Source organism: Bartonella rhinolophi (genome assembly GCF_036576165.1).
Taxonomy (GTDB): Bacteria; Pseudomonadota; Alphaproteobacteria; order Rhizobiales; family Rhizobiaceae; genus Bartonella.
Genome location: NZ_JBAFWY010000001.1, coordinates 234,897 through 257,634 on the forward strand (window position 1 = coordinate 234,897; position 22,738 = coordinate 257,634).

The following is a 22,738-nucleotide window of genomic DNA, read 5'->3' on the forward strand; positions in this document are numbered from 1 at the left end:
TGAACGGCGATCAAATCAATGACAAAAAATGTTCAATTGGAGACTTTGCAAAAGAAAGCATCAAACAACGCTTCTTTAAAACGGTTTTCTATGCTTGCCCATTTGCGTTCTCGGGTACAACGATTGTACAAACAATTATTTTTTTCTAGTCTTACACGTCGTATTGTCATTTTAAATCTTGCTGCCCTTGGCATTCTTGTTACAAGTATTTTATACCTTAATCAATTTCGTGATGGTTTAATTGAAGCAAAAATCGACAGTTTGTGTATTCAAGGGAAAATTATCGCTGGAGCTATTGCTGCCTCTGCAACTATAGATACAAACTCTATTCTCATTGACCCCCAAAAACTTCTGGAATTACAAGTTGGAGAAAGCATCACACCAGCACCGCAATCAACTGACTCTTGGGATTTTCCTATTAATCCTGAACGCGTCGCCCCACTTTTACGACGTCTTATTACGCCAAAAATAACAAGGGCACGTATATATGATCGTGATGCCACATTGCTTCTTGACTCACGTGTTATTTATTCTAGCGGCGAAGTTTTCAGCTATGACTTACCCTCTATCAAAACTGAACACAATCTATGGAAACGCCTCTATTCATGGTTTTTAAATATTTTTTATGGCAGTGGTATTACCCTTGATAAAAAGCAAGCAAAAAGCAGTACTATTGTCTATCCAGAAGTTTACCGAGCATTGAATGGTTCTCTTGCCACCGCTAGACGGCGAAACAAACAAGGTCAATTAATAGTTTCTGTTGCTGTACCTGTTCAGCGCTATCGTGCAGTGGTGGGTGTTCTTCTTCTCTCAACCACAGGAGCAGACATCGATAACATTGTAAAAGGCGAAAGACTGGTTATTTTTAAAGTTTTTGCCGTTGTTGGTAGTGTACTCTTGGTGCTTTCCCTGTTTTTAGCTCATACGATTGCTTATCCATTAAGCAAACTGTCTGCTTCTGCCAACCGTGTACGCAACGGCAATAATAAACGTGTAGAAATTCCTGACTTTTCTGCACGCGAAGATGAAATTGGTCATCTTTCGGCTTCTATTAGAGATATGACCAATGCCCTTTATACACGAATTGAAGCTATTGAACGCTTCGCCGCCGATGTAAGCCATGAATTAAAAAATCCCCTCACCTCATTGCGCAGCGCTGTTGAAACACTCCCACTAGCTAAAAATAAAGAAGCGCAGACACAATTGTTTGAAATTATCCAACATGATGTGCGTCGTCTTGATCGTTTAATTACCGACATTTCTGATGCATCACGGCTAGATGCAGAGTTTGCTCGTGAAACCGCGCAAATTGTTGATATGGGTCTGCTTTTAGAAACTTTTGTTCATGCTACCCACGAGATACACCGTAATACACAAGCCATTGATATTAGCCTTAATATTGTTCCACGTCCTCATGGCAAAGCTTATCTTGTGTTAGGATATGAACTTCGTTTGGGTCAAGTTATTTCCAATCTCATTGAAAATGCACGCTCCTTTATTCCTAATAATGGTGGGCAGATTCGTATAACTATGAAAAGCACCGCTTCAACTCTCATCTTAACAATTGAAGACAATGGTCCCGGTATTCGCTCAGAAAATATTGAGCATATTTTTGAACGCTTCTATACCGATCGACCAAGCGAAGATTCATTTGGACAAAATTCAGGACTCGGCCTTTTTATTAGTCGACAAATTATCGAAGCACATAATGGGACAATTACAGCTGAAAATATTGTTGACCCCATAACTGAAAATAGTAAAACTGGTGCACGATTTATTATTGTACTTCCCTTTGCCAAATAAGATTCTTATCCAAAGCAAAAAGTATGACAACAAAAAATGAAATACTACATGCAAACTGTCTCCAACTTGGAGGCAAAGGGCTGTTGATTATAGGTCCATCGGGATCAGGAAAATCAGCTCTCACACTTTCCTTACTTGATCGTGCTGGATGGTCAAAACGTGAAGCAAAACTTATCAGTGATGATTATACAATGCTTTGTGTAAAAAATGGAAAACTTCACGGATATACTCCAGAAAATTTACAAGGTGGCATAGAAATTCGCGGTGCTGGTCTTTATACAATAGAATTCGAAAAACAAACAATTATTGACTGCGTTATTCTTCTCGGCTCTGAATATGAACGTTTCTACACAAATCAGACTTTTCAATTTGCGGATTTGCACATTCCTCTTTTAAAGCTTCCCAGCCTTCATGAAGCAGACTGTACAGTCATTTGCCAAGCCATTGAAGCATTCTTTTTTAGAACAATATGGCATAAATCTGTCTAATTTTTTTCAGAAGATAAAAAAATCATTATTTTTTCTCTTTTTTGAAAATTTTTCTTGGAAGTACAGCAAAGCCTTGTAAAATAATACTCTCGCGGTATGGGGTCTTTATTAACAGGAGTTTTTGTAAAATGATTGGACTCGTGCTTGTTACGCACGGCGGATTGGCTATCGAATTTTTACATGCTGTGGAACATGTTATTGGAACACAAGAAAAATTCGCAACAATATGCATATATCCTGATGATGACATTGATCAGCGCCGAAGTGATATTATAGCTGCAATTTCCTCCACAAATACAAATCATGGCGTAATCATATTAACAGATATATTCGGTGGAACACCATCAAATATGGCTGTTTCTGTTACTGAAAAAGGACAGGTTGAAATGATTGCGGGCGTTAATCTTCCCATGCTCATTAAACTAATCTCTATTCGTCAATGCCCTGATATTTCATTATCAGAAGCCTTAAAAATAGCACAAGAAGCGGGGCGCAAATATATTAATGTGCCAAGCATGATTTAGCGGATAATTAAACACTGATGCCCTCTAAAGAAACTCTTCCCAATAATATATTAAGTCGTCATCTCAATATTTGTAATAAACGTGGACTGCATGCACGTGCTTCTGCAAAATTTGTACAAACTGTTGACAATTTTAACGCCATTGTTGAAGTTGAAAAAGATGAAAAAACCGTCGGTGGCTCATCAATTATGGGACTTATGATGTTAGCAGCTTCATCTGGCTGTAACATCACTATCCACGTTTCAGGACCCGAAGCAATTGATGCTCTTGATGCTCTTGAAACACTTATCAAAAATAAATTTGGGGAAGAGAATTAAAGCTCTTCGCCTAAAAAATTATCATCACCTTAATTAAACTCATCATTATTTTAATCAGCTCCCTTTTTTCTTTTATGAATATCAGCATATAATTCCATATAGATGTGAGTGCTTTTAGCATTATAATCATCTCAAATATAAGAATTTATGTCAGTTATATGACAATATTTGTACACACCTCTCTTTAGCCAAATAGCTATCACCATGCTTAACATTTTTAGTTAAATATTTATAAAAGAGAAACATATGATTTTTTAACTAATTATGCTAAAACATCTTGGGTTTATTTTTGACAACCGTGAAGATTATTTTACAATCAAAATTTTAGCAATTTTTTTTATTTTGTATTATATTCGTAAATATTTGTAATGCTGATAATAAAAGTACAAGTAATTTTCTAACCCTATATCTGTGCGATAAATTTTACGTAAATATGGCTCTTGTTAGCATCACAACTATATTTGTAATCAACAAATCTTATAAATTCAATTTATTTACGATAGTCATTTTTTAGCCATTCTTTATCTACATTAATTCTTCTTTAGTAGCATAATAGGAGCTGCTATCAATTTATCTATCGTCATGTTTATGACGGTGTCTTTTAAGCTATAAGGAAGTATCATGCTACGTTTGTTTAGTGCTCTTCAGATTCCTCAAGAAATAACGAAAAAACTTGTATCATTACAGCATGGTTTGCCTCAAGTACAATGGATGAATCCGCAAAATTTTCACATTACTTTGTATTTTTTTGGCGAAGTTGAACGCTGCGTAGCAGATGAAATTATTTGTGCCTTTAACACAATAAAGCTTCCCCCTTTTCAATTACGCACTCATCATTCCAAGGTTTTTGATTCAGAAACTATTCCTGATTCTCTTGTTGTCCGTATTGAACCTTGTGAAACTCTCAATCTTTTGCATGAACAGATACAATGTATTCAAGAACGTTTAAAATTACCTCGTGATCAAAGAAAGTTCACTCCTCACATAACCATTGCACGATTGCTTGATGTTCAACCTGAAGATCTTTCTTCTTATGTATCTTCTAGGTGTGATTTTTCGCTTCCTCTTTTTGATATTGATCATTTTGTTTTATTTTCATCGCCCTCTGTCGATGACAACGTTCCTTATATAGTGCAAGGAAGTTGGGAACTTCAAGCATAAAAGGGCGCTAAAAACACCCTTTAGAACTTCTTTGAAAAATGCCTCAGAAATATGAAACCGCACATAATATTAATAGTTTCATTCTGAGAATATTGTTGCTGATATATTTATGCTGGATCAGGCTCAACGAAAGCTTCTTTTGCTCCACTTTTTGTGACACCAACTATCGCTGGACGTAGGACACGTTCACCGATGATATAGCCTGCTTGAACAACCTGCTGAACGGTATTATCTGGAACATCAGAATTAGGAATTTCAAACATCGCTTGGTGAAAATGGGGATCAAATTTTTGCCCCTCTGGATGAATTTTCTTCACCCCATGACGCTCTAATGCTGCCATCATTGCACGCTCAGTCATTTCAACACCCTCAGCTAATGCTTTCAAACCAGCATCATTTTCCCGTGCACCCTCTGGAATAGCCTCCAAAGCACGATTAAGATTATCAGAAACAGATAACATATCACGTGCAAAATTAGCAATTGAATAAGCTCTCGCATCAGCCACATCACGCGCAGTACGGCGCCGAAGATTTTCCATATCTGCAGCAAGACGTAAAAGTTGGTCTTTTAGTTCTTTATTTTCATCCTGCAAAACATCCAAGGAATTGGTACATTCATCGCCTTCTTTTTTAACATCTGTGCGCTCTTCAACGTCTGCGTGATTTTCTGTTTCATGCATTTTCAAAAATTCATCAGCAGCTTGTTTAAGCGTAGCGTGATCAGCTGGATTTTTCAAATCGCAATTTTCAAATGAAGCGCTAGTAAATTTGTTTTTTTCATTAGACATAAAAATTTCATTCCTTCATAAGACTTGTTATTCTCGATATCGAAACTTTACAGACAAAAATCAAGGGGTATTTACACATCTCAACACAATGAATGTCTATAATAGAATACCCAACCTAATAGTCTAACGCAACAATTGCGACACAAGTTGAGCCGTATAATCAACCATAGGAACGATCCTTGCATAATTAAGCCGTGTCGGCCCAATAATCCCCAAAGCGCCGACGACTCTTTGTTGTGAATCACAATAAGGTGCCACCACTAAGGAAGAACCAGAAAGCGAAAATAACTTATTTTCTGAACCAATAAAGATACGAACGCCCGAACCTTCATCCGTTAAATCGAGCAGTTGTGCCATACTTTCACGCGTTTCCAGATCATCAAACAGATGTCGTAATCGCTCTAAATCTTCTTCTGCTTTTACATTTTCAAGCAAATTGCTTCGCCCACGAACAATAAGATGTATTTTATGATTAGCATCTTCTCCTCCCCAAAGAGCAAGCCCAGTTTCCACAAGATGATGAGACAAATGATCGAGTGCAGCTCGTGTTTCAGAGCATAAACGCGCAATTTCCTCTTTCGCTTCACGCAATGTGCGCCCCTGAATATGTGCATTAAGAAAATTTGTTGCCTCTGTCAATTGTGCATGGGTAACCCCTTCTGGTAAATTAACAATACGATTTTCAACCTCACCTCTTTGAGTCACTAAAACTGCAAGAGCATGCTCTCTATCAAGGCGCACAAATTCAATATGCTTCAATGTTCCTTCATGTTTTGTCGCAAGAACTAGCCCCGCCCCACGTGAAAGATCTGAAAGAACTTGGCTAGCTTGAATGAGAAAATGTTCAACCGATTGTGTATGGCCAGCCTCTTTGACTTGATTTTCAATATTTTCGCGCTCCTGTGTCGGCAAATCACCTGCTTCCATAAATGCATCAACAAAAAATCGTAAGCCTGATTGTGTCGGCATTCGCCCTGCAGAAACATGAGGCGCATAAATCAAACCAAGATGTTCAAGATCACTCATGACATTACGAATCGTTGCAGGTGATAATGTCTGTTGTAAAAGCCGAGAAAGATTTCGTGATCCTACAGGTTCACCATCATTAAGGTAAGCTTCAACAATATGACGAAAAATATCACGCGAACGCTCATCAAGACATTTTAGTTCATCATCAATCGATTTGTGTCTCATCACAATTGTTTCACTACTTTAAAAATACTTGCTTCTTATATAAATCCTGCCAAGGTTTGGTCAAATAGTTTAAAGTGGTGCAAAGGTATATCGCATATTTATCATAAAAAAAATACCATCGTCAAAAAGAAAGATACTTCTCTTGGATTTCTCCCACTGCCCTCTCATCCAATACAGAAAACCTTATTTAAACTAAATATCAGCAAACATACGGAAAAATCATATCTTGTAAAATTTTATAAGACCCATATCATACGATCATTTCAGCTCGTTTTAAATACAGAAAATAGCCACTTCACTTCATTTTGGAGAAATGTATATGAGAAGCATAGCAACTCAAAATCTCGTCATTGCCACACATAACATCGATAAATTGCACGAAATTACTACATTGATCGCTCCTTTTGGTTTAACAACACTTTCAGCAAAGAAGCTCGGTTTGCTCGAACCACAAGAAACAGGAACAACATTTGAAGAAAATGCTTACATAAAAGCTTTTTCAGCTGCAAAAAATACAGGATTTCCTGCCTTATCTGATGACTCTGGCATGGAAGTGGACGCATTAAATGGTGCGCCAGGTGTTTATACAGCTGATTGGGCTCTTCAATCCGATGGTACACGTAATTATTCACAAGCTATGCAAAAAATAGAAAACGAACTTCAAAAAATTGGAGCATATGAAAAAAGCCAACGGAAAAGCCGATTTATATCGGTCATCTGTATTGCATGGCCCGATGGTTACGCAGATTATTTCCGCGGCAGCGTGGAAGGTACATTTATTTGGCCTCCGCGCGGAGATAAAGGTTTTGGCTTTGATCCTATTTTTTTACCAGATGGGTATGAAAATACTTTTGGTGAAATGTCAACGGAGCAAAAACATGGCTGGAAACTCAATGATAAAACACCTCTCTCACATCGCGCGCGCGCTTTCAAGCTTTTTGCAGAAAACCTTTTGGCACTCTCATGAATGAATCTTTTGGTATTTACATTCATTGGCCCTTTTGTACTGCCAAATGCCCCTATTGTGATTTTAATTCACATGTTCGCGTAAATGGGGTGGATCAATCACGTTTTGTAACCGCCTTTGAACGCGAAATAGAAACGCAATACCATAAAATAGGTCCACGTCATATTACGAGTATTTTTATCGGCGGAGGAACACCCTCCCTCATGACGCCTCAGACTGTATATGCCTTATTGCAAGCTATCGCAAAAAAGTGGACAGTCGATAATCAAGTTGAAATCACACTGGAGGCCAATCCATCCAGTGTAGAAGCAGAACGCTTTCGTGGATATCGCGCAGCAGGAGTTAACCGCCTTTCTCTAGGCGTACAAGCACTCAATGACAAAGCACTGCGAAAACTTGGTCGTCTTCATGATGTGAAACAAGCCCTTAACGCTATTACTTTAGCGCGGAAAATCTTTCCACGTTTATCCTTTGATTTAATCTATGCTCGCCCCGAACAAACACTCGAACAATGGAAATATGAACTTTTTCAAGCTATTGATTTGGCAGCAGACCACCTTTCTCTTTATCAATTGACTATAGAGGAAGGCACTGCTTTTAAACGACTTCATGCCGCAGGAAGACTTACCCTTCCCGCATCAGAGCTTGCAGCAGATATGTATCATCTCACCCAAGAAATAACCACTATGTGTGGACTTCCAGCCTATGAGATCTCAAATTATGCAATACCTGGTGCTGAATCAGCGCACAATCTTCTTTACTGGCGTTATCATGAATATGCGGGCTTTGGTCCAGGAGCACATGGACGCTTTATCAAGTACCTACCAAGCGATTCCTCTTCCTTTTCAAAAGCACCTTCATCTCAAATTACAAATCATGAACGTTATGTAACAATAAATGAAAAATATCCCGAACATTGGCTCGAATTAGTCGAAACTACAGGGCATGGCTGCGTCGAAACAGAACAATTGACCAAAGAACAACAAGCAAACGAAATGCTTCTTATGGGCTTGCGCCTTTCAGAAGGTTTGGATCTAACCCGTTATGAAGCTTTAAGCCCCAATGGCTTATCAATGGACAAACTTATCGCTTTACAACAACAAGGATTGGTAAAAATGGTAGGAAACCAGTGCTTAAAAGCCACAACAACAGGACGTATCCTTCTTGACTACATCATCAATCAACTGGCAAATTAAAACACATATGACTTCAACCTGCCATCAAAGTAATCGCTTTTCTACGAAAAAAAATCGACAATAAAACGTTCATAAATAGAAGTGAGGCTTTCCATTGCATCAAGAGCTACACACTCATCTACCATGTGCATAGTCTGCCCTGGTAAACCAAATTCAACCACTGGGCAATAATCCTTAATAAACCGTGCATCAGAAGTCCCACCCGAAGTTGAACACTCTGGTACACTTCCTGTCACACTTTCAATAGCATTTGATAAAGTGTTCACGAGTTTATCATTTTTGGTCACAAAAACACTCCCCAAACTTTGCACCCATTCCAGCTGATAGTAAGGTAAGTGATCATTCTTGTTCTTTGATTGCACCAAAGCAAGACGCTTTTCAATCTCTGTCACAAGCATTTCTTTTGTCCATAGATCATTGTAGCGTATATTAAAACGTATCGTCGCCTGTGCTGGAATAACATTTACCGCAGAATTCCCTGTATCAATGGTTGTTAATTCTAAATTACTGGGTTGAAAATTCTGCGTTCCTTTATCCAAAGGATTTTGTGTCAACGCTTGGATAAGTTTACTTGCTAAAGGTAATGGATTAGCTGCCCGCTCAGGAAAAGCAACATGACCTTGGCGACCTTTGACCGTAATGATACCAGAAATTGATCCTCGACGACCAATCTTGATCACATCACCAACGGTTTTTACGCTCGTTGGTTCTCCTACAAGAGCCGCAGTCCATTTTTCACCTTTTTGTTCTGCCCACTTTAGAAGCTTTACCGTACCGTTAATAGCTGGACCTTCTTCATCGCCAGTGATCAGAAAACTTACTGTTCCTTTAATGGGACGCCTCTCAAGAACCCGAGCCAGTGCTGCAATAAAGCACGCGATCGCACCCTTCATATCAACAGCGCCCCGTCCGTATAATTTCCCTTGATCTATTACACCTTCAAAAGGAGGATGTTTCCAATTTTCTAGCTCTCCTGGTGGTACCACATCAGTATGACCAGCAAACATGAGATGCGAACCCTCTTTCCCCATTTTTGCATAAAGATTTTCAACATCTTGTGTATTTTTATCTGAAAAAACAGGACGCTCAACACTAAATCCCATCTTTTTTAAAAATTGTTCTAAAGTTGATAAGGCGCCTGCTTCATGAGGTGTAACAGAAGGACAACGGATAAGGGCTTGTAATAGCTGAATAGGATTTGTGAGAACACACATAAGTACTTTTCCAATCTGAATTGAGCATTATTTAAGCTGAATTACAAAAAAGATAAAGCAAAACATTGAAGACACTCAGCAAACCAAGTAGGGGAAGACAATCGTGCTGAGGCTTCAATGGCTTCCTGACCATGCAACGAAGCACATATATAACGGAATACAAAACAAGAAGTTCCATCAAATATGTCTTATTTTTCATATCTCCAGCTTATATGAATGAAAATTAACTGCATGCAACCTATAACCATTTTTCTTTAACCAAGCACGACAAGCTTTACTATCGGGACAAAGTCTTTCACAAATATCCCAAAATTTTTTCCCATGATTCATTTCAAGAAGATGGGCTACTTCATGTGCAACGACATATTCTACAATTTCCTTTGGCGCCATAACAAGACGCCAAGAAAAAGAAAGACGCCCATCTGTTGAACAAGATCCCCAGCGACTCTTGGTATCCTTATAACAAATTGACCTTACCTGACATTCTACTTCATTTGCATAATGCTTTACCATCGGCGTTATAACAAGTGCAGCCTGCTTTTTTAAAACATCAGCAATACGCCTTGGCAAATATTCCAATTGACCATAAACAATAATTTTTGGCTCTTGTCCCGCACTACTTGCAACAATTTCGGTCACTCCGCGCCCTTTTTTATGCCGAATGGTATGTGCAATACCCAATAAAGGAATTGTTGAACCTTCTTTGAGATGAGAACTTTCGTGTAAACCTTGTACACGAGCAAGACGTGCCTCAATCCAAGATCGGTGCTTTTCAATGAAACCCTGAACCGAACTGAGACTTGTCTCTGGTGGTGTTGTTACACAAATTCCTTGAATGCCTGCATTAATACGTAATGTAAAACGGCGTGCGAATTTATGTTCCCGCACTCGCAGAGGCACAATGCGATTAGAGAAAATAAAGTGCTGTTCATAAACAGTCATACACTATGTCTTCAACACCAATGAATTTGCCCCTTCTTATTTTGCCTTAACTCGATCAACCAATAATTTCAACGCCGTTTCGATACAATCCAAATCTTGCGGACGCGAAATTGAATGGTCTGCATCACGAACAAGCGTCAATGTTACATCATTTAAAGGTAAATGATTAAGCAAATCCAATGTATGCTGATAGGGTATTTGTTCATCTTCCATTCCGTGCAGAATATGAACTGGACATCCAACATCGATGCACCCTTTCATAACAAAATTTTCTCGTCCATCTTTAATAAATACCTTTGAAACAGGCTTCGGCTCCACGTAACCAATTTTACGAATTGCAGGTACTTCAATATATCCTTTTTCTTCCAAAATTTGCCACTCTACTATACCCAACAATGGCTCTACCACTGTTCGCGTAAAATCAGGAGCAGGTGCAATTAGCATCATACCAGCAAGCATTTTGCTTTTCTTTGCTAGCATCTGAGCAAGCCTTAGAGCAATCCACCCCCCCATAGAAGAGCCAATTAAAATCTGTGGTCCTTCACAATAGGCTTCAATAACCGCTAAACTTTCCTCCACCCAACGTGAAATCGTTCCTTCAAGAAAATTGCCCTCAGACTCTCCATGACCAGAATGATCAAAACGTAAACAAGACAAACCATTTTTTTGAGCAAAAGCGTCAACCATAACCGCCTTACTAGCCAGCATATTAGCTCCATAACCAGTAATCCAAACTAAGCCAGGTGAGGAACTGCCTTTACGGTGACGTACTGCAAGAGCGGTGTCCTTAAATGAAAAAAATTGGCAAGGGAGATCTTGATCCATTATTATTTCCTCCTTAAAATACCCCCACTTATAAAAGAAAAGTTTTTATCCTGCAAATCAAACACAAAAATAATAAATCAAAGGATGAAAAAAGTAAGAATTCTAGTTGTTTTTTTGTACATAATTATATATTAAATTACCTCACAGATGAATCTAAATGAAGGAGCGTAAACCATTCGCAGACCGTTTAAAATGACACATACCCAAAAAGATGGGCCACGTTCAAATCAGGATATTCGGGTTCCCTGCGTTCAACTTATCAATGATGAGGGACAGCATCAAGGGATTGTTTCGATACAAGAAGCACTTGCTATGGCTGCAGAGGTTGGACTTGATTTAGTCGAGATTGTACCAAATGCAGAACCGCCTGTATGTAAAATCGTTGATTTGGGCAAACTGAAGTATCAGAATCAAAAAAAAGCCGCTGAGACACGCAAAAAACAAAAAATCATCGAAGTCAAAGAAATTAAGATGCGTCCGAATGTTGATGTTCATGATTATGAGGTCAAACTTAAGGCTGTTCATCGTTTCATTAATAATGGTGATAAAGTAAAAATCACTTTGCGTTTTCGTGGACGTGAGATGGCGCACCAGGATCTTGGATTAAAGCTCCTTCAGAGAGTTAAAGAAGATACAAGTGGAATCGCAAAAATTGAATCTGAGTTAAAACTTGAAGGCCGTCAGATGATGATGGTGATAGCGCCTAAATAATTTTTCATTAAGATGACATATAGCGCGTAACTGATCAAAAGTGAGCGTGAAAAGGTGATTTTAGAAGCATCACATGTTACTGTTGTGATGCTTTTTAAAATTAGCGGCTAGCATGTAGCCAACCTCTCCATAAAAGAGTACTTTTTTATCAAAAAGGCTCAATGTCTTTAACAAAGAGTCTCCCATTCTTATATAAATTCTTATATAAATAACGATAAAATATAGAAGCGCTTCATGGTCAAAAAACAAATTTCCTCTTTTGATAGACATCTTATCATTCGTCTTTTACGAGAAAATTTTCGCAAACATGCACGATGGTACGGTGCAGCTATTTTTTCAATGATCATCATTTCCTGCATGACTGCAGCCAGCGCATGGATTATACGTGACGTTGTCAATTATATTATTGATGCGCAGAATTTTAATATGGTTATTTTGACTTCTAGCATCATTGCTTTCATTTTTATTCTCAAAGGGATTTCAACTTTTGCCCAAACTTATTTTCTAAGCAAAGCTGGAAATAGTATCGTTGCTGAACAACAGCGCAAAATTTATGCACGCCTTATGGAACAGGGAGTCTCCTTTTATCAAAATAATACATCATCCGATCTTCTTGTCCGTGTAACTCACAATGCCACAGCAGCCCGTAATATCATTGATACTATTATCACAACTTTTGTACGTGATTTGCTCTCAGTAAGCGGTTTATTGCTTGTTATGTTCATTCAAAATTTTGCATTAATTGTTATTACCTTAATAGTAGGTCCATTGGCTTTTTTAGGGGTGAGAATAACTTTAAAACATGTTCGCCGTCTTATGGAAAAAGAACTTCTTTCGCTCGGTGAAATCATCAAAATTGTGCAAGAAAGTACTATTGGCATTCGGGTTATAAAGGCTTTTTCATTAGAAGAGTTAATGAAAAAGCGTATGAACAAAGCCGTTTGTGATGTTGAAAAACAAGCAAACAATATTGCAACACTTGAAGCCATTACACATCCAATGATGGAAACACTGGCTGGTATTGCCATTGCAGGGATTATCTGCTTTTCTGGTTATCTTGCAAAACAACGTGCAGGCGTCCAAGGTGAATTGATGTCTTTCATTGTCGCGCTACTTCTCGCTTATGATCCTGCGAAAAGACTAGCAAATGTGCGTGTAAAAATTGAATCTGGTTTAGTTAATATCCGCACGATGTATGAAATACTTGACCATCCTCTTACGGTTACAGAGCATGAAGAAGCTAAAGATCTGGACAAAACGCAAGGAGCTATTTGTTTCGAAAATGTTTCTTTCGCATATATGGATGATCAAATGGTGCTGAAAAACATCAATCTAGAAATAGAACCAAAAAAAACGACCGCATTAGTGGGACCTTCAGGTTCAGGAAAGTCAACTTTTATCAATCTTATTATGCGTCTTTATGATCCCACACAGGGACGTATATTAATCAATGGGCAAGACATTCGATACATCACATTTCGCTCCCTTCGAAATCTTATGACCTATGTAGGACAAGATACTTTTCTTTTTCAAGGAACTGTCAAATATAATATCGGACTTGGAAAAGAAGGTGCCAGTGACGATGATATCATTAAAGCAGCAAAAACAGCCAATGCCCATGACTTTATTATGGATTTGCCAAATGGTTATGATACACAAATAGGTGATAATGGTAATAATCTTTCAGGTGGGCAAAAACAACGACTTGCCATTGCCAGAGCAATGCTTCACGATAGCGAAATCTTAATTCTTGATGAAGCAACAAGCGCGTTGGACTCACACACCGAAGCACAAGTTAGTGAAGCTCTTCACCACCTCACCAAAGGGCGCACGACAATTATAATTGCCCACCGCCTTTCAACAATTGCTCATGCTGATAAAATTGTTGTCATAAAAAATGGGAAACTCATTGAACAAGGAACCCAAAAAGAACTGCTGGAAAAAGAAAATGGTTTTTACAAAAAGCTCCATAATATCCAATTTAAAAAGCAAAAATTTTAAGCAATTAAATTTAAAAAAGCTCTCCCCTTAATAGTCTTTTTCATAGAATAAACCAACACTCGAATTCTTTTCATTTCCTATAGCGCCTTTAGCTTTAAGGTGACGTGAAATGTCTAAATTAATTGTTCCCTTCGTCGTTCCATCAGACTCCGCTTCAAAACCCAAATAAATGTTATTGTGTATATAGCGTCCAATACGTAGACCTGTATTACCCTTTTCATTAACGATAACATCAAGATCATCAAGACCAATTTTAGTCCGTAAAGTGTTCAACAAAGATGTATTAGAAGCTCCTGCAAGATCAGCTGCAGCTGCTGCAAGCTGAGCAATCTGAAATGGTGATAACTCGCTAAGGGAACGGTTAAAAATCAAACGCGCCAAAACCTCATCCTGTGGCAAACTAGGTTGTGAAGAAAAATGAACATCAAGATTATCAATCGTTCCACTTACAGTTACAGTAACGCGAATATCGCCACTATTATTATTTGTCACAAAATAAACAGTGGGATTAAGATTACCGCTAAAACTCGCTTGTCCCTGATCGAAATCAAGACGCTGTGAAAGAATATCAAAACGTCCACGAATCATCTGAAATTCACCAACTGGATGCACGTCAGATACTGGACCCGTCAAGTTAATGCGTCCTCCTAACTCAGTATCTAGACCTCGCCCACGTACAAAAAACTGATTATGTGCAGTAATACGCATATTTAATTGCACAATAGATGAAGATTTTTGAGAAACACTGCGATTTTTATTAAAACTCTTCACATCAGCACGTTCAAGCGTTTTTTGAATCGATTTGGTTAAATTCCTATTTTTAATATCAAGAAATTTTGCATTTCGAAAATGATCGGGAACAAGAATTTCAGCTTTTTCAACTGTAACATCACCACCAATAACAAGCTCACCAAGAAAATGACCCGTCACTGTCATCTTGCCTGACAACGTTGCAAGGATCATAGAACCATCGTTATAATTGGCATGATCGAGATGAACAACCAAATCTGCCTGTAAATCATTCGTGATACGACCCGAAGCAGAAAGAGATCCCTCACCGCTCGAAGAAGCAGAAGCCTTCTCTATAAGAACATGGTCACCATTTAGTTTGCCTATAAGCGTTATATTGTTTAATCCTAAATTTGTTTGTGAATCAAAAAAACTACCATCAACTATAGAAAAATGTCCACTTAGCTGTGGATGCAATAATGTGCCATTTAGAGTCGTTTCAATTTCTGCGATGCCCGTTACATACGCACCACGCTTCGCTAACAATAAATCAACAAAATCAAGAGGCATTCTTCCTTTAATATTCAGCTTAGCCTCTGAGCCATTGAGAGAAAAAGGTCCATTTACGGAAAGATTTAGTCCTTTGTCTCCTGTTGCCATCATATTCTCAATATGAAATGTCGATTGTTTATAAGAACCAAGTGCATTCATATTTACCAACATGCTTCCCTTAGGAGTCATAATAGTCATGTCCTGACTAGAAAACTCAAAACGAGCAGATGGATCCTTCACTGTTCCACTAATATCAACCTTGCCTACCACTCTTCCGCCAAGCGCTTGCCCTTCAATAAAGCCATCAGCCAAACGCGCAGATAAATTTTGCAAATTAACATGTATATCAAGTTTGTTTTTGTCTAAAGATACATTCCCCTGTGCTTGTGCTTGTATTCCCTCACCTGTTAAATCTGCATTTAAAGTAAGGATTTGGTTTACCGTTTTCCCCGTAACAGAGAGCGCCAAAGGCATTATTTTTTTATCTTTAAGAGCAACGGTTGTTAAACCCTCACCTTTTATATCATAGGTCATATCAGGTTTTTTCAAATTACCACGAATCATAACCTGTCCTGTTAAAATACCTGCAGCTCCAAGACCAGGTTTCCATAAATTGGCTAAAGCGGCAGGAAAAGCATTCATTGTCAGATGCAGATTAAGGGTATCATAAAAATTACCCGTAAGCACAACTTTGCCTCCATTAACTGAGAACCCTAATTCGCTTACCACCATCCCATTTTTATCAAAAATAATCGTAGCTGGTTTAGGCAATGTCACGTGGAAATTGGATTGTTTTACATCCATGGCTTCAACCTGCACTTCTCGTTTTACGCCTTCTGGAAGTCCCACCGTAATCACACGACCAGAAAGCTGTGTGTTTATATTATTATGCAACATTGCCTGAACAGTAAAAACCGTTTGTTCATTCTTACAACTAGCATGAGCATTTAAATGATTGACCATCACCAAAGGTGTTTGGATATGTTCAGCATTGATCAAACCTTCAAACTGTATCATACCAAAAGGATCAAATATGTCGGCTTCTACCGCTAATTTTTGAACTCTATTCTTTGCAAAACTCAAATGATCAATATGCGCCTTCAAATTGGCTTTTTGCATGCCATTTTGTTCATCAAAAACAAAATCTCCTTTTACTTTTCCACTACCTTCCTGCAAAAATAATGCAGAAAGTACTGAAATATCATCAGCATCAATATGCAAAGCACCTTTTATAAAACCTCCCAATGTTTGGGAAAAATCACCAATTATCTTCGCACTTCCCCCTATAATATTGATATCCTGAAGCTTTCGAACCTGACCAGAATTTTTAAAAGAAGCAGATACATACAATGGTTTTTGAGCAAAAGTTCCCTCGCCTTTTACAGAGCCTGTTAAAGAAGAAGAAATCGGCGATGTATTATCCAAATGTGTATGAATAACAAATGTTGTATTCTGAAGTTCCTTTCCCATCAACAATGCTTCAGCAATATGAGCATGCGTACTAAACGTTATAAGGTTATTGCGTCCTCTCGCAGCACTTTGGATTGTAAATGCGCCGCTCATTCTTGGATCCAATATGGCAAGATCAGATATTTGAGCAGTTAAATTCATCTTAGCACTTTCACTTGAAAAATGCCCATCAGCCTTTACATTTGCATATTGATTTCTCAAATCCAAACGACGCAAAACCAAACCCGTCATATTTCGAGCAATACCACCTGAAAGAATGAGATTTCCCTTGAATAAACGATCAAAAGGTTTCATACCTATTTTTATATTGTCAGCAATCCCTGATAACTTAATATCAAAAACACCACTCATTAAACCAATAGTTCCTCTGGCTTTAATATCTGCGCGACCAGAAAATGGTCGCTTACTCAATAAGTTTAAAGGTGCTAATGTTTGTGCCTTTAAACCAAGGTCACCTTTTAAAACAAAGTGATTTACTTTTCCTTTTAACCAAGCAGAAAAACCCTGAGCTGTGACACTAAAATCATGAATCAAAACTGGTTTTTTAGAAACAATATCTGTATCTAAATGCACATGAATCGTTTGGCTTAAACCTTCTGCTAATGTCTCTTTAGTTTTTGTGATCCCTTGAAGCGTTCCATTAACCTGAATACCGACATGACGCGAAGCTACATTATCAAGATTTTCGCTCACTCCCCCCATATCAAAAATAGCATCGCGAATATAAACATTTTCATTACCCAAATTATGTATAACAAGCTGTCCCTTCCAAGACTGCTGCCCTTTACGACCATAATCAATGGTTAAAGCAAGATTATCCATACGCGTTGGATCTTCTAAATTATCTTCGTGCTTTGGTACTTCTAGCACTGGTAAATGAGAAAACTCTTTGTCCTTATCAAGGGTAAGCTTGCCATCAACAAAAAGCCTGCGTAAAAATCTGTCTGCTGTTATTTCAGCATTGGCAACAAAATTGATCGCTTTACCTTGAATAGCCATATGATCAAGATGCACCACACCTTCTCTTGTCATTCTCGCATCTGCTTTCAACATCACATCAGATTCAAAGAAGTTGCGGTATTGAGGAGGCATAAAAAGACCAAGTGTGCCTACAAAATTTGTAGAAAGACTGTGTCCTTCTGAAATACTTGCAAGAGTAACATTGCCATCCAAAATAAGATCATCATCAGCCTTTAAATAAAGCTTGACAACCAAATCATCGAAAGTACCATCACCTTTAATGGAGAGATTTAATGCAGGGCGTTTTTCAATATTAAGAATATTAGCCACAATACCGTTTTGCGGTTCATTAGCAGAAATATCAATTTTGGCTGTGCGGTTGCTATTAGATATCTTTGCCAAAACGGAAAAAGAACCTAGCTCATCTAAACGGTGAGCCATTATATCAGCATCAAGATCATCTTTAGTTAAAGTTAAATGTCCTTTTAAAGACACATCAGCAGAAAAACCAAAAAAGTTCTGTTCAAACATTACATGCTTAGCCATAAGCGTATTAATAGAAACTGCTATAGGCAATTTAGGTAAAGAAAATTCTCCCGCTTCAATGGAAGAAACAAGTGAAGAGCCTTGCGATTTGCGTAAAAACGTAATTTGTTCAGCAAAAAGCTGGTTAATCTCCACACGCCCCCTCAGTAATGCTAAACGGTTCCAATCTATTTTAGCATTGGTAATTTTAAGCCAAACACCTTTTTTATCGCTGACAGTAATAGCACCAATTGATATTTGAGAAGATATTGCTCCTTGCATATTATGCAAACGGATTTGACGATTAGGTGTTGAAAGTCTATGTTCAATAAAAGAGACGAACCATGAACTACTATACGCTGTCGCTTTGCTCAGATGTGAAGTATCTTTCTGTACAAAAAAAATAACACCCACCAGAAGAAGAAAAAGCAAAAATAAAAAGATCCATAAACGCACTATTTTTTTCATTAAAACGCTTGTCCTATTCCCACATAAAAACCAATGCGAGGATCACCTTTCTCTCGCTGAAGGGGAAAAGCTAAGTCAACACGTAAAGGACCAAGACCTGTCATGTAGCGACCTCCAATACCAGCGCCCCATTTAATGTTTTTAGAAAAATCAAATCGTGCTTTCTCCCCTATGAGACCTCCATCAATAAAACTGACAAACCCTATCTTATCATTTAAAGAAAAACGTAATTCTGCTGAACCCTCGACAAGTGCCCGCCCGCCAATAATAGCATTATTTTCGGTTTTAATGCCAATATTACGATAGGCGTAACCACGAACAGATCCACCTCCACCAGCAAAGAAGAGTGTATCCGAAGGTACTTGTTCTGTAACACTCCCAATAATTGTACCAAACTTTGCCCGCGTTGCAAAAATAAAACGTTCTTTTTCATCCAATACCCAATAAGAACGACCTTCCACAGTCATTTTTGCCACAAAATTGCCAAAACGCATTTCGTAAAAAGGTTCAAGAAGTGCTTCACCATATAAACCTTTTGTCGCATCAAACTTATTATCACGACTATCGTAAATTAAACCACTTGGTAACCCAATTGTCATGAAATTACGACTTCCAAAATAGATATCGTCTGAATAACCACGAGAAACTTCTAAAGCAATCTGCCCCGATAGATCGCCACTAAAGATATGTGTAACACCCCATTTTCCACTAATAGCTTTTGTGGTGTAATTGTCTAAGACACATTGCTGCACTTTTAGCTCTGCTCTAAAATCTGTATCAGGGGTGAGCACACCAGGCTTTATAAATGTACCTCCGAAAAGATAATCAAAATTTTTAAGATTATATGATTGCTTCTTATTACTGCCAACACCGCTTATCTTTGTCTCGATTTTAAGGCTTTCTGCATGGCCAAAAAGATTGTTATGCATCCAGTAAGTATCAAAACCTGCACCATCTAATGTTGAATAACTTCCACCAACACCGAAACGTCGTAGTTTACGTTCTTCCAGAACAAGCATAAGTGGCAAACTACCATCAGGGTTAATCGCATCAGCTTCATGTATATTCATAGCACGAAAAACACCAAGTCGTGTAAGTCGCTCATTCGTCTTAGCAAGTTCATCAGAATCATATTTCTGACCTAGCTTCAACCCTGCCATCCATGCAATATAAGCTGAATCTATACGTGGCTTTTTACTTACATTATGTATTCTTAAAGGTCCATAATATGCTTCTTGTCCAAGATCAACTGTAATCTGTGCATCAATAAGACGTGCAGCATGATCAGCAACTATCTCACGATTAATAATCTTAGCTTTAGCATAACCTTGTCGACGCCATCCCTCAATCGCCCACCTTTCTGCTTTAAGAATGACGTCAGAGTGTGCCACAGCCCCAACTTTATAACCTAACTCTTCAATTGAAGGCATTTTATTGGTTTTATATTTCGTGAATGGAGCAACTTTATTGATGTGCGCAGCACTAAAGATGTATTGTGGACCAGCATCAACCATAATAACAATGTTAGATTTTGCTGGCAATTGAGTTACAGGACTCAAATCAGCAACTTCTAAACCATTAATCTTAATACTAATAACACCACCATAACGTCCATCAGCATAAAGAGCAGAAAGAATTGCACGATAATCCGAACGGGCTTTAGCCAATAGACCAGAAGAACTAGATAATGCTTTACTTTGATCAGCAAAAAGAGAAGATACAGCCTTAACTATTTTAACACCTTCTGGTGGCGCACCTTGTGGTGCAACAACCTCAATTTTATAAATTTTCTCTGTACTGTTGACGCTATCTGGAGAGACACTTGCCTTCCTTTGACCAAAAAGAGGAATGCCGAAAAGCTCAAATGCTGCAAGCGACTGCGAAAAAGCAAAGACAAAGCATAGACCTATAAATATACTACGCATGGTTCCTGATTTTAAGAAAATTCTTGCCTGATATATCATCAAATCAGATACCTTAGTACACTTTTTACACTGCTTTATTTATCAATAATACAAAACAAGAAATATAAATACACCTGCTCAGAATATTCCACGCATTTGATGATATCAAACGACATTCTTTACTTAAACATTTCTTTTTCTATTTACAAAACCCTAAGCTCCTGTGTGACACAAATAACCCTTTTTCCTTAGCATATTCTTTTAGCTCATTATAAATATTTTGTTTAGCCGCACATTATCATGTTATCATAGTTAAATTTACGCAAATCACCATTTTTGGTGGCATTGCAAAAATCTACATAGGTATATAGGTCTCTTCACCTCAAAAGCTATATAAACGCTTCTTGATTTTTATGTACAGATATGATTGTCTCTTTACAATCAAAGGGGGGAAAATAAGCTGATGATCGCGCATGTTACAACTGTTGCTTTTCGCGGTCTAGAAGCGGTACCAGTCGACGTTCAGGTTATGATTTCCTCTGGAAAAATAGGAATGGCTATTGTTGGATTAGCCGATAAAGCGATCGCAGAGAGCCGTGAACGTGTGCAAGCAGCAATTCATGCCTGTGGGCTTTCTATGCCAAATAAGCGGATTACCGTTAATCTTGCGCCAGCTGATTTACCTAAAGAGGGATCGCATTATGATTTGCCAATTGCAGTGGGCTTAATGATTACTATGGGACTTCTGCCTCCTGAAGTAGCGCAAGACTACATCATTTTAGGTGAATTATCACTGGATGGATCTATTGCAGCAGTCAATGGTGTTTTACCAGCTGCAATAACAGCTTTATCACTCGATAAAGGACTTATTTGTCCATCTCAATGCGGATCTGAAGCAGCGTGGGCAAATGCAGAGACGAATATTCTCGCGCCTGAAACTCTTCTTACTATGGTTAATCATTTTAGAGGAACCCAAATTCAACAACGCCCGCAACCACGCGAATATAAAATCCAAACTGATCTTCCAGATCTTTCTGAAATTAAAGGACAAAAAACTGCCAAACGTGCATTAGAAGTTTGCGCAGCTGGGCGGCATAATCTTTTATTTGTAGGTCCTCCTGGTGCAGGCAAATCTATGTTAGCACAACGTTTACCTTCCATTTTGCCGCCTCTTGATAGCCGTGAACTTTTAGATGTTTCTCTGATTGCTTCTATCACGGGAGAAACAGTACATAATAATATTTCACTCCACTGTCCCTTTCGTGCTCCGCATCATTCTGCTTCCATGGCAGCAATGATCGGTGGTGGTCTTAAAGGACGACCAGGAGAAGTTTCACTTGCACATAACGGCGTTTTATTTCTTGATGAATTGCCTGAATTTTCTCCACAGGTTCTTGATTCTCTTCGTCAACCCCTAGAAAGCGGAGAATGTGTTATTGCCCGCGCTAATCATCACATAAGCTATCCTGCCCGTATCCAACTCATTGCTGCAATGAACCCTTGTCGATGTGGTATGGCAGGTGAAAAAGGTCATGTTTGTGCTAAAGGAATGCGCTGTCAAATCGACTATCAGTCCCGCATTTCTGGTCCTCTCCTTGATCGCATTGATTTACGGATTGATGTTCCAGCTTTAACAGCTATGGATCTTATGCAACCAGAACAATCAGAAAAAAGTTGCGATGTTGCAAAACGCGTCGCACAGTGTCGTGCCATTCAAATTAAACGTTTTACCGCATTGGGTCTTGACCATATTCGCACCAATGGCGATTGCCCTGCTAAAATCATTGAACAAATTGCTATTCCTGATAAAAATGCTGCCACACTCTTACGGGACGTAAGTGAAAAGATGCATCTTTCTGCACGTGCTTATCATCGCATTCTTAAAGTCGCGCGTACTATTGCCGATCTTGAAGAAGCAGATCACCTTTCACGCCATCATCTTGCCGAAGCGATTTCCTATCGGCTGGGAAATGAAAGGCTAACAGCACTTACCTAGGAT

Annotated in this window: 17 protein-coding genes; 10 read left to right on the plus strand and 7 right to left on the minus strand. The window is 38.4% G+C overall.

All coding sequences use genetic code 11. The features are described from left to right. Positions 1 to 18 precede the first annotated feature (18 nt). The 5 genes from V5N67_RS00925 to thpR all read left to right on the plus strand — a co-directional run bounded on the left by V5N67_RS00925 (position 19) and on the right by thpR (position 4,293). Complete coding sequence (locus V5N67_RS00925; RefSeq protein WP_332059884.1) at positions 19 to 1,803, plus strand: sensor histidine kinase; 1,785 nt, start codon at positions 19 to 21, stop codon at positions 1,801 to 1,803. 23 nt (positions 1,804 to 1,826) lie between these two features. Then, the gene (locus V5N67_RS00930; protein WP_332059885.1) at positions 1,827 to 2,291 is read left to right on the plus strand and encodes an HPr kinase/phosphatase C-terminal domain-containing protein; all 465 of its coding nucleotides are present in this window, start codon (positions 1,827 to 1,829) and stop codon (positions 2,289 to 2,291) included. Between the two features lie 128 nt (positions 2,292 to 2,419). Further along, on the plus strand, positions 2,420 to 2,815 hold the full coding sequence (locus tag V5N67_RS00935) for a PTS sugar transporter subunit IIA (protein WP_332059886.1): 396 nt from the start codon (positions 2,420 to 2,422) through the stop codon (positions 2,813 to 2,815). A 17-nt stretch (positions 2,816 to 2,832) separates the two neighbouring features. Further along, entirely contained in the window at positions 2,833 to 3,132 is a 300-nt protein-coding gene (locus V5N67_RS00940) for an HPr family phosphocarrier protein (RefSeq protein ID WP_332059887.1), read from the plus strand. A 621-nt stretch (positions 3,133 to 3,753) separates the two neighbouring features. Further along, the gene (gene thpR, locus V5N67_RS00945; protein ID WP_332059888.1) at positions 3,754 to 4,293 is read left to right on the plus strand and encodes an RNA 2',3'-cyclic phosphodiesterase; all 540 of its coding nucleotides are present in this window, start codon (positions 3,754 to 3,756) and stop codon (positions 4,291 to 4,293) included. A gap of 107 nt (positions 4,294 to 4,400) precedes the next feature. On the opposite strand, the gene grpE is transcribed toward thpR, so the two are convergent. Both grpE and hrcA read right to left on the minus strand, forming a co-directional pair. After that, positions 4,401 to 5,081, minus strand: a complete 681-nt coding sequence (grpE, locus tag V5N67_RS00950; protein ID WP_332059889.1) for a nucleotide exchange factor GrpE — start codon at positions 5,079 to 5,081, stop codon at positions 4,401 to 4,403. A gap of 123 nt (positions 5,082 to 5,204) precedes the next feature. Continuing rightward, entirely contained in the window at positions 5,205 to 6,275 is a 1,071-nt protein-coding gene (gene hrcA / locus V5N67_RS00955; protein ID WP_332060292.1) for a heat-inducible transcriptional repressor HrcA, read from the minus strand. Between the two features lie 319 nt (positions 6,276 to 6,594). Between hrcA and rdgB the strand changes: the two genes are divergently transcribed. After that, a complete protein-coding gene (gene rdgB / locus V5N67_RS00960) occupies positions 6,595 to 7,242 on the plus strand; it encodes an RdgB/HAM1 family non-canonical purine NTP pyrophosphatase (RefSeq protein ID WP_332059891.1) in 648 nt (215 codons plus the stop codon). Next, positions 7,239 to 8,438: a radical SAM family heme chaperone HemW gene (gene hemW / locus V5N67_RS00965; protein ID WP_332059893.1), complete on the plus strand. Its 1,200-nt coding sequence runs from the start codon at positions 7,239 to 7,241 to the stop codon at positions 8,436 to 8,438. Before rdgB ends, hemW begins: the two co-directional genes overlap by 4 nt. 41 nt (positions 8,439 to 8,479) lie before the next feature. On the opposite strand, the gene dapE is transcribed toward hemW, so the two are convergent. The 3 genes from dapE to V5N67_RS00980 all read right to left on the minus strand — a co-directional run bounded on the left by dapE (position 8,480) and on the right by V5N67_RS00980 (position 11,419). Beyond that, positions 8,480 to 9,652, minus strand: a complete 1,173-nt coding sequence (dapE, locus tag V5N67_RS00970) for a succinyl-diaminopimelate desuccinylase (protein WP_332059894.1) — start codon at positions 9,650 to 9,652, stop codon at positions 8,480 to 8,482. 195 nt (positions 9,653 to 9,847) lie between these two features. After that, entirely contained in the window at positions 9,848 to 10,594 is a 747-nt protein-coding gene (locus tag V5N67_RS00975; protein ID WP_332059895.1) for a M48 family metallopeptidase, read from the minus strand. A gap of 36 nt (positions 10,595 to 10,630) precedes the next feature. Then, positions 10,631 to 11,419, minus strand: coding sequence for an alpha/beta hydrolase (locus V5N67_RS00980; RefSeq protein WP_332059896.1), 789 nt, complete (start codon positions 11,417 to 11,419; stop codon positions 10,631 to 10,633). Positions 11,420 to 11,611: 192 nt separating this feature from the next. Between V5N67_RS00980 and infC the strand changes: the two genes are divergently transcribed. Beyond that, positions 11,612 to 12,130, plus strand: coding sequence for a translation initiation factor IF-3 (infC, locus tag V5N67_RS00985; protein WP_332059898.1), 519 nt, complete (start codon positions 11,612 to 11,614; stop codon positions 12,128 to 12,130). A 234-nt stretch (positions 12,131 to 12,364) separates the two neighbouring features. Continuing rightward, complete coding sequence (locus V5N67_RS00990; RefSeq protein WP_332059900.1) at positions 12,365 to 14,131, plus strand: ABC transporter ATP-binding protein; 1,767 nt, start codon at positions 12,365 to 12,367, stop codon at positions 14,129 to 14,131. A 27-nt stretch (positions 14,132 to 14,158) separates the two neighbouring features. Here V5N67_RS00990 and V5N67_RS00995 read toward each other — a convergent pair whose 3' ends face one another. Both V5N67_RS00995 and V5N67_RS01000 read right to left on the minus strand, forming a co-directional pair. Further along, entirely contained in the window at positions 14,159 to 18,835 is a 4,677-nt protein-coding gene (locus V5N67_RS00995; RefSeq protein WP_332059901.1) for a translocation/assembly module TamB domain-containing protein, read from the minus strand. Beyond that, the gene (locus tag V5N67_RS01000) at positions 18,835 to 20,799 is read right to left on the minus strand and encodes an autotransporter assembly complex protein TamA (protein ID WP_332059903.1); all 1,965 of its coding nucleotides are present in this window, start codon (positions 20,797 to 20,799) and stop codon (positions 18,835 to 18,837) included. Before V5N67_RS01000 ends, V5N67_RS00995 begins: the two co-directional genes overlap by 1 nt. A 403-nt stretch (positions 20,800 to 21,202) precedes the next feature. Here V5N67_RS01000 and V5N67_RS01005 point away from each other — a divergent pair, with 403 nt between their 5' ends. Next, positions 21,203 to 22,735: a YifB family Mg chelatase-like AAA ATPase gene (locus V5N67_RS01005; protein ID WP_332059905.1), complete on the plus strand. Its 1,533-nt coding sequence runs from the start codon at positions 21,203 to 21,205 to the stop codon at positions 22,733 to 22,735. Positions 22,736 to 22,738 lie beyond the last annotated feature (3 nt).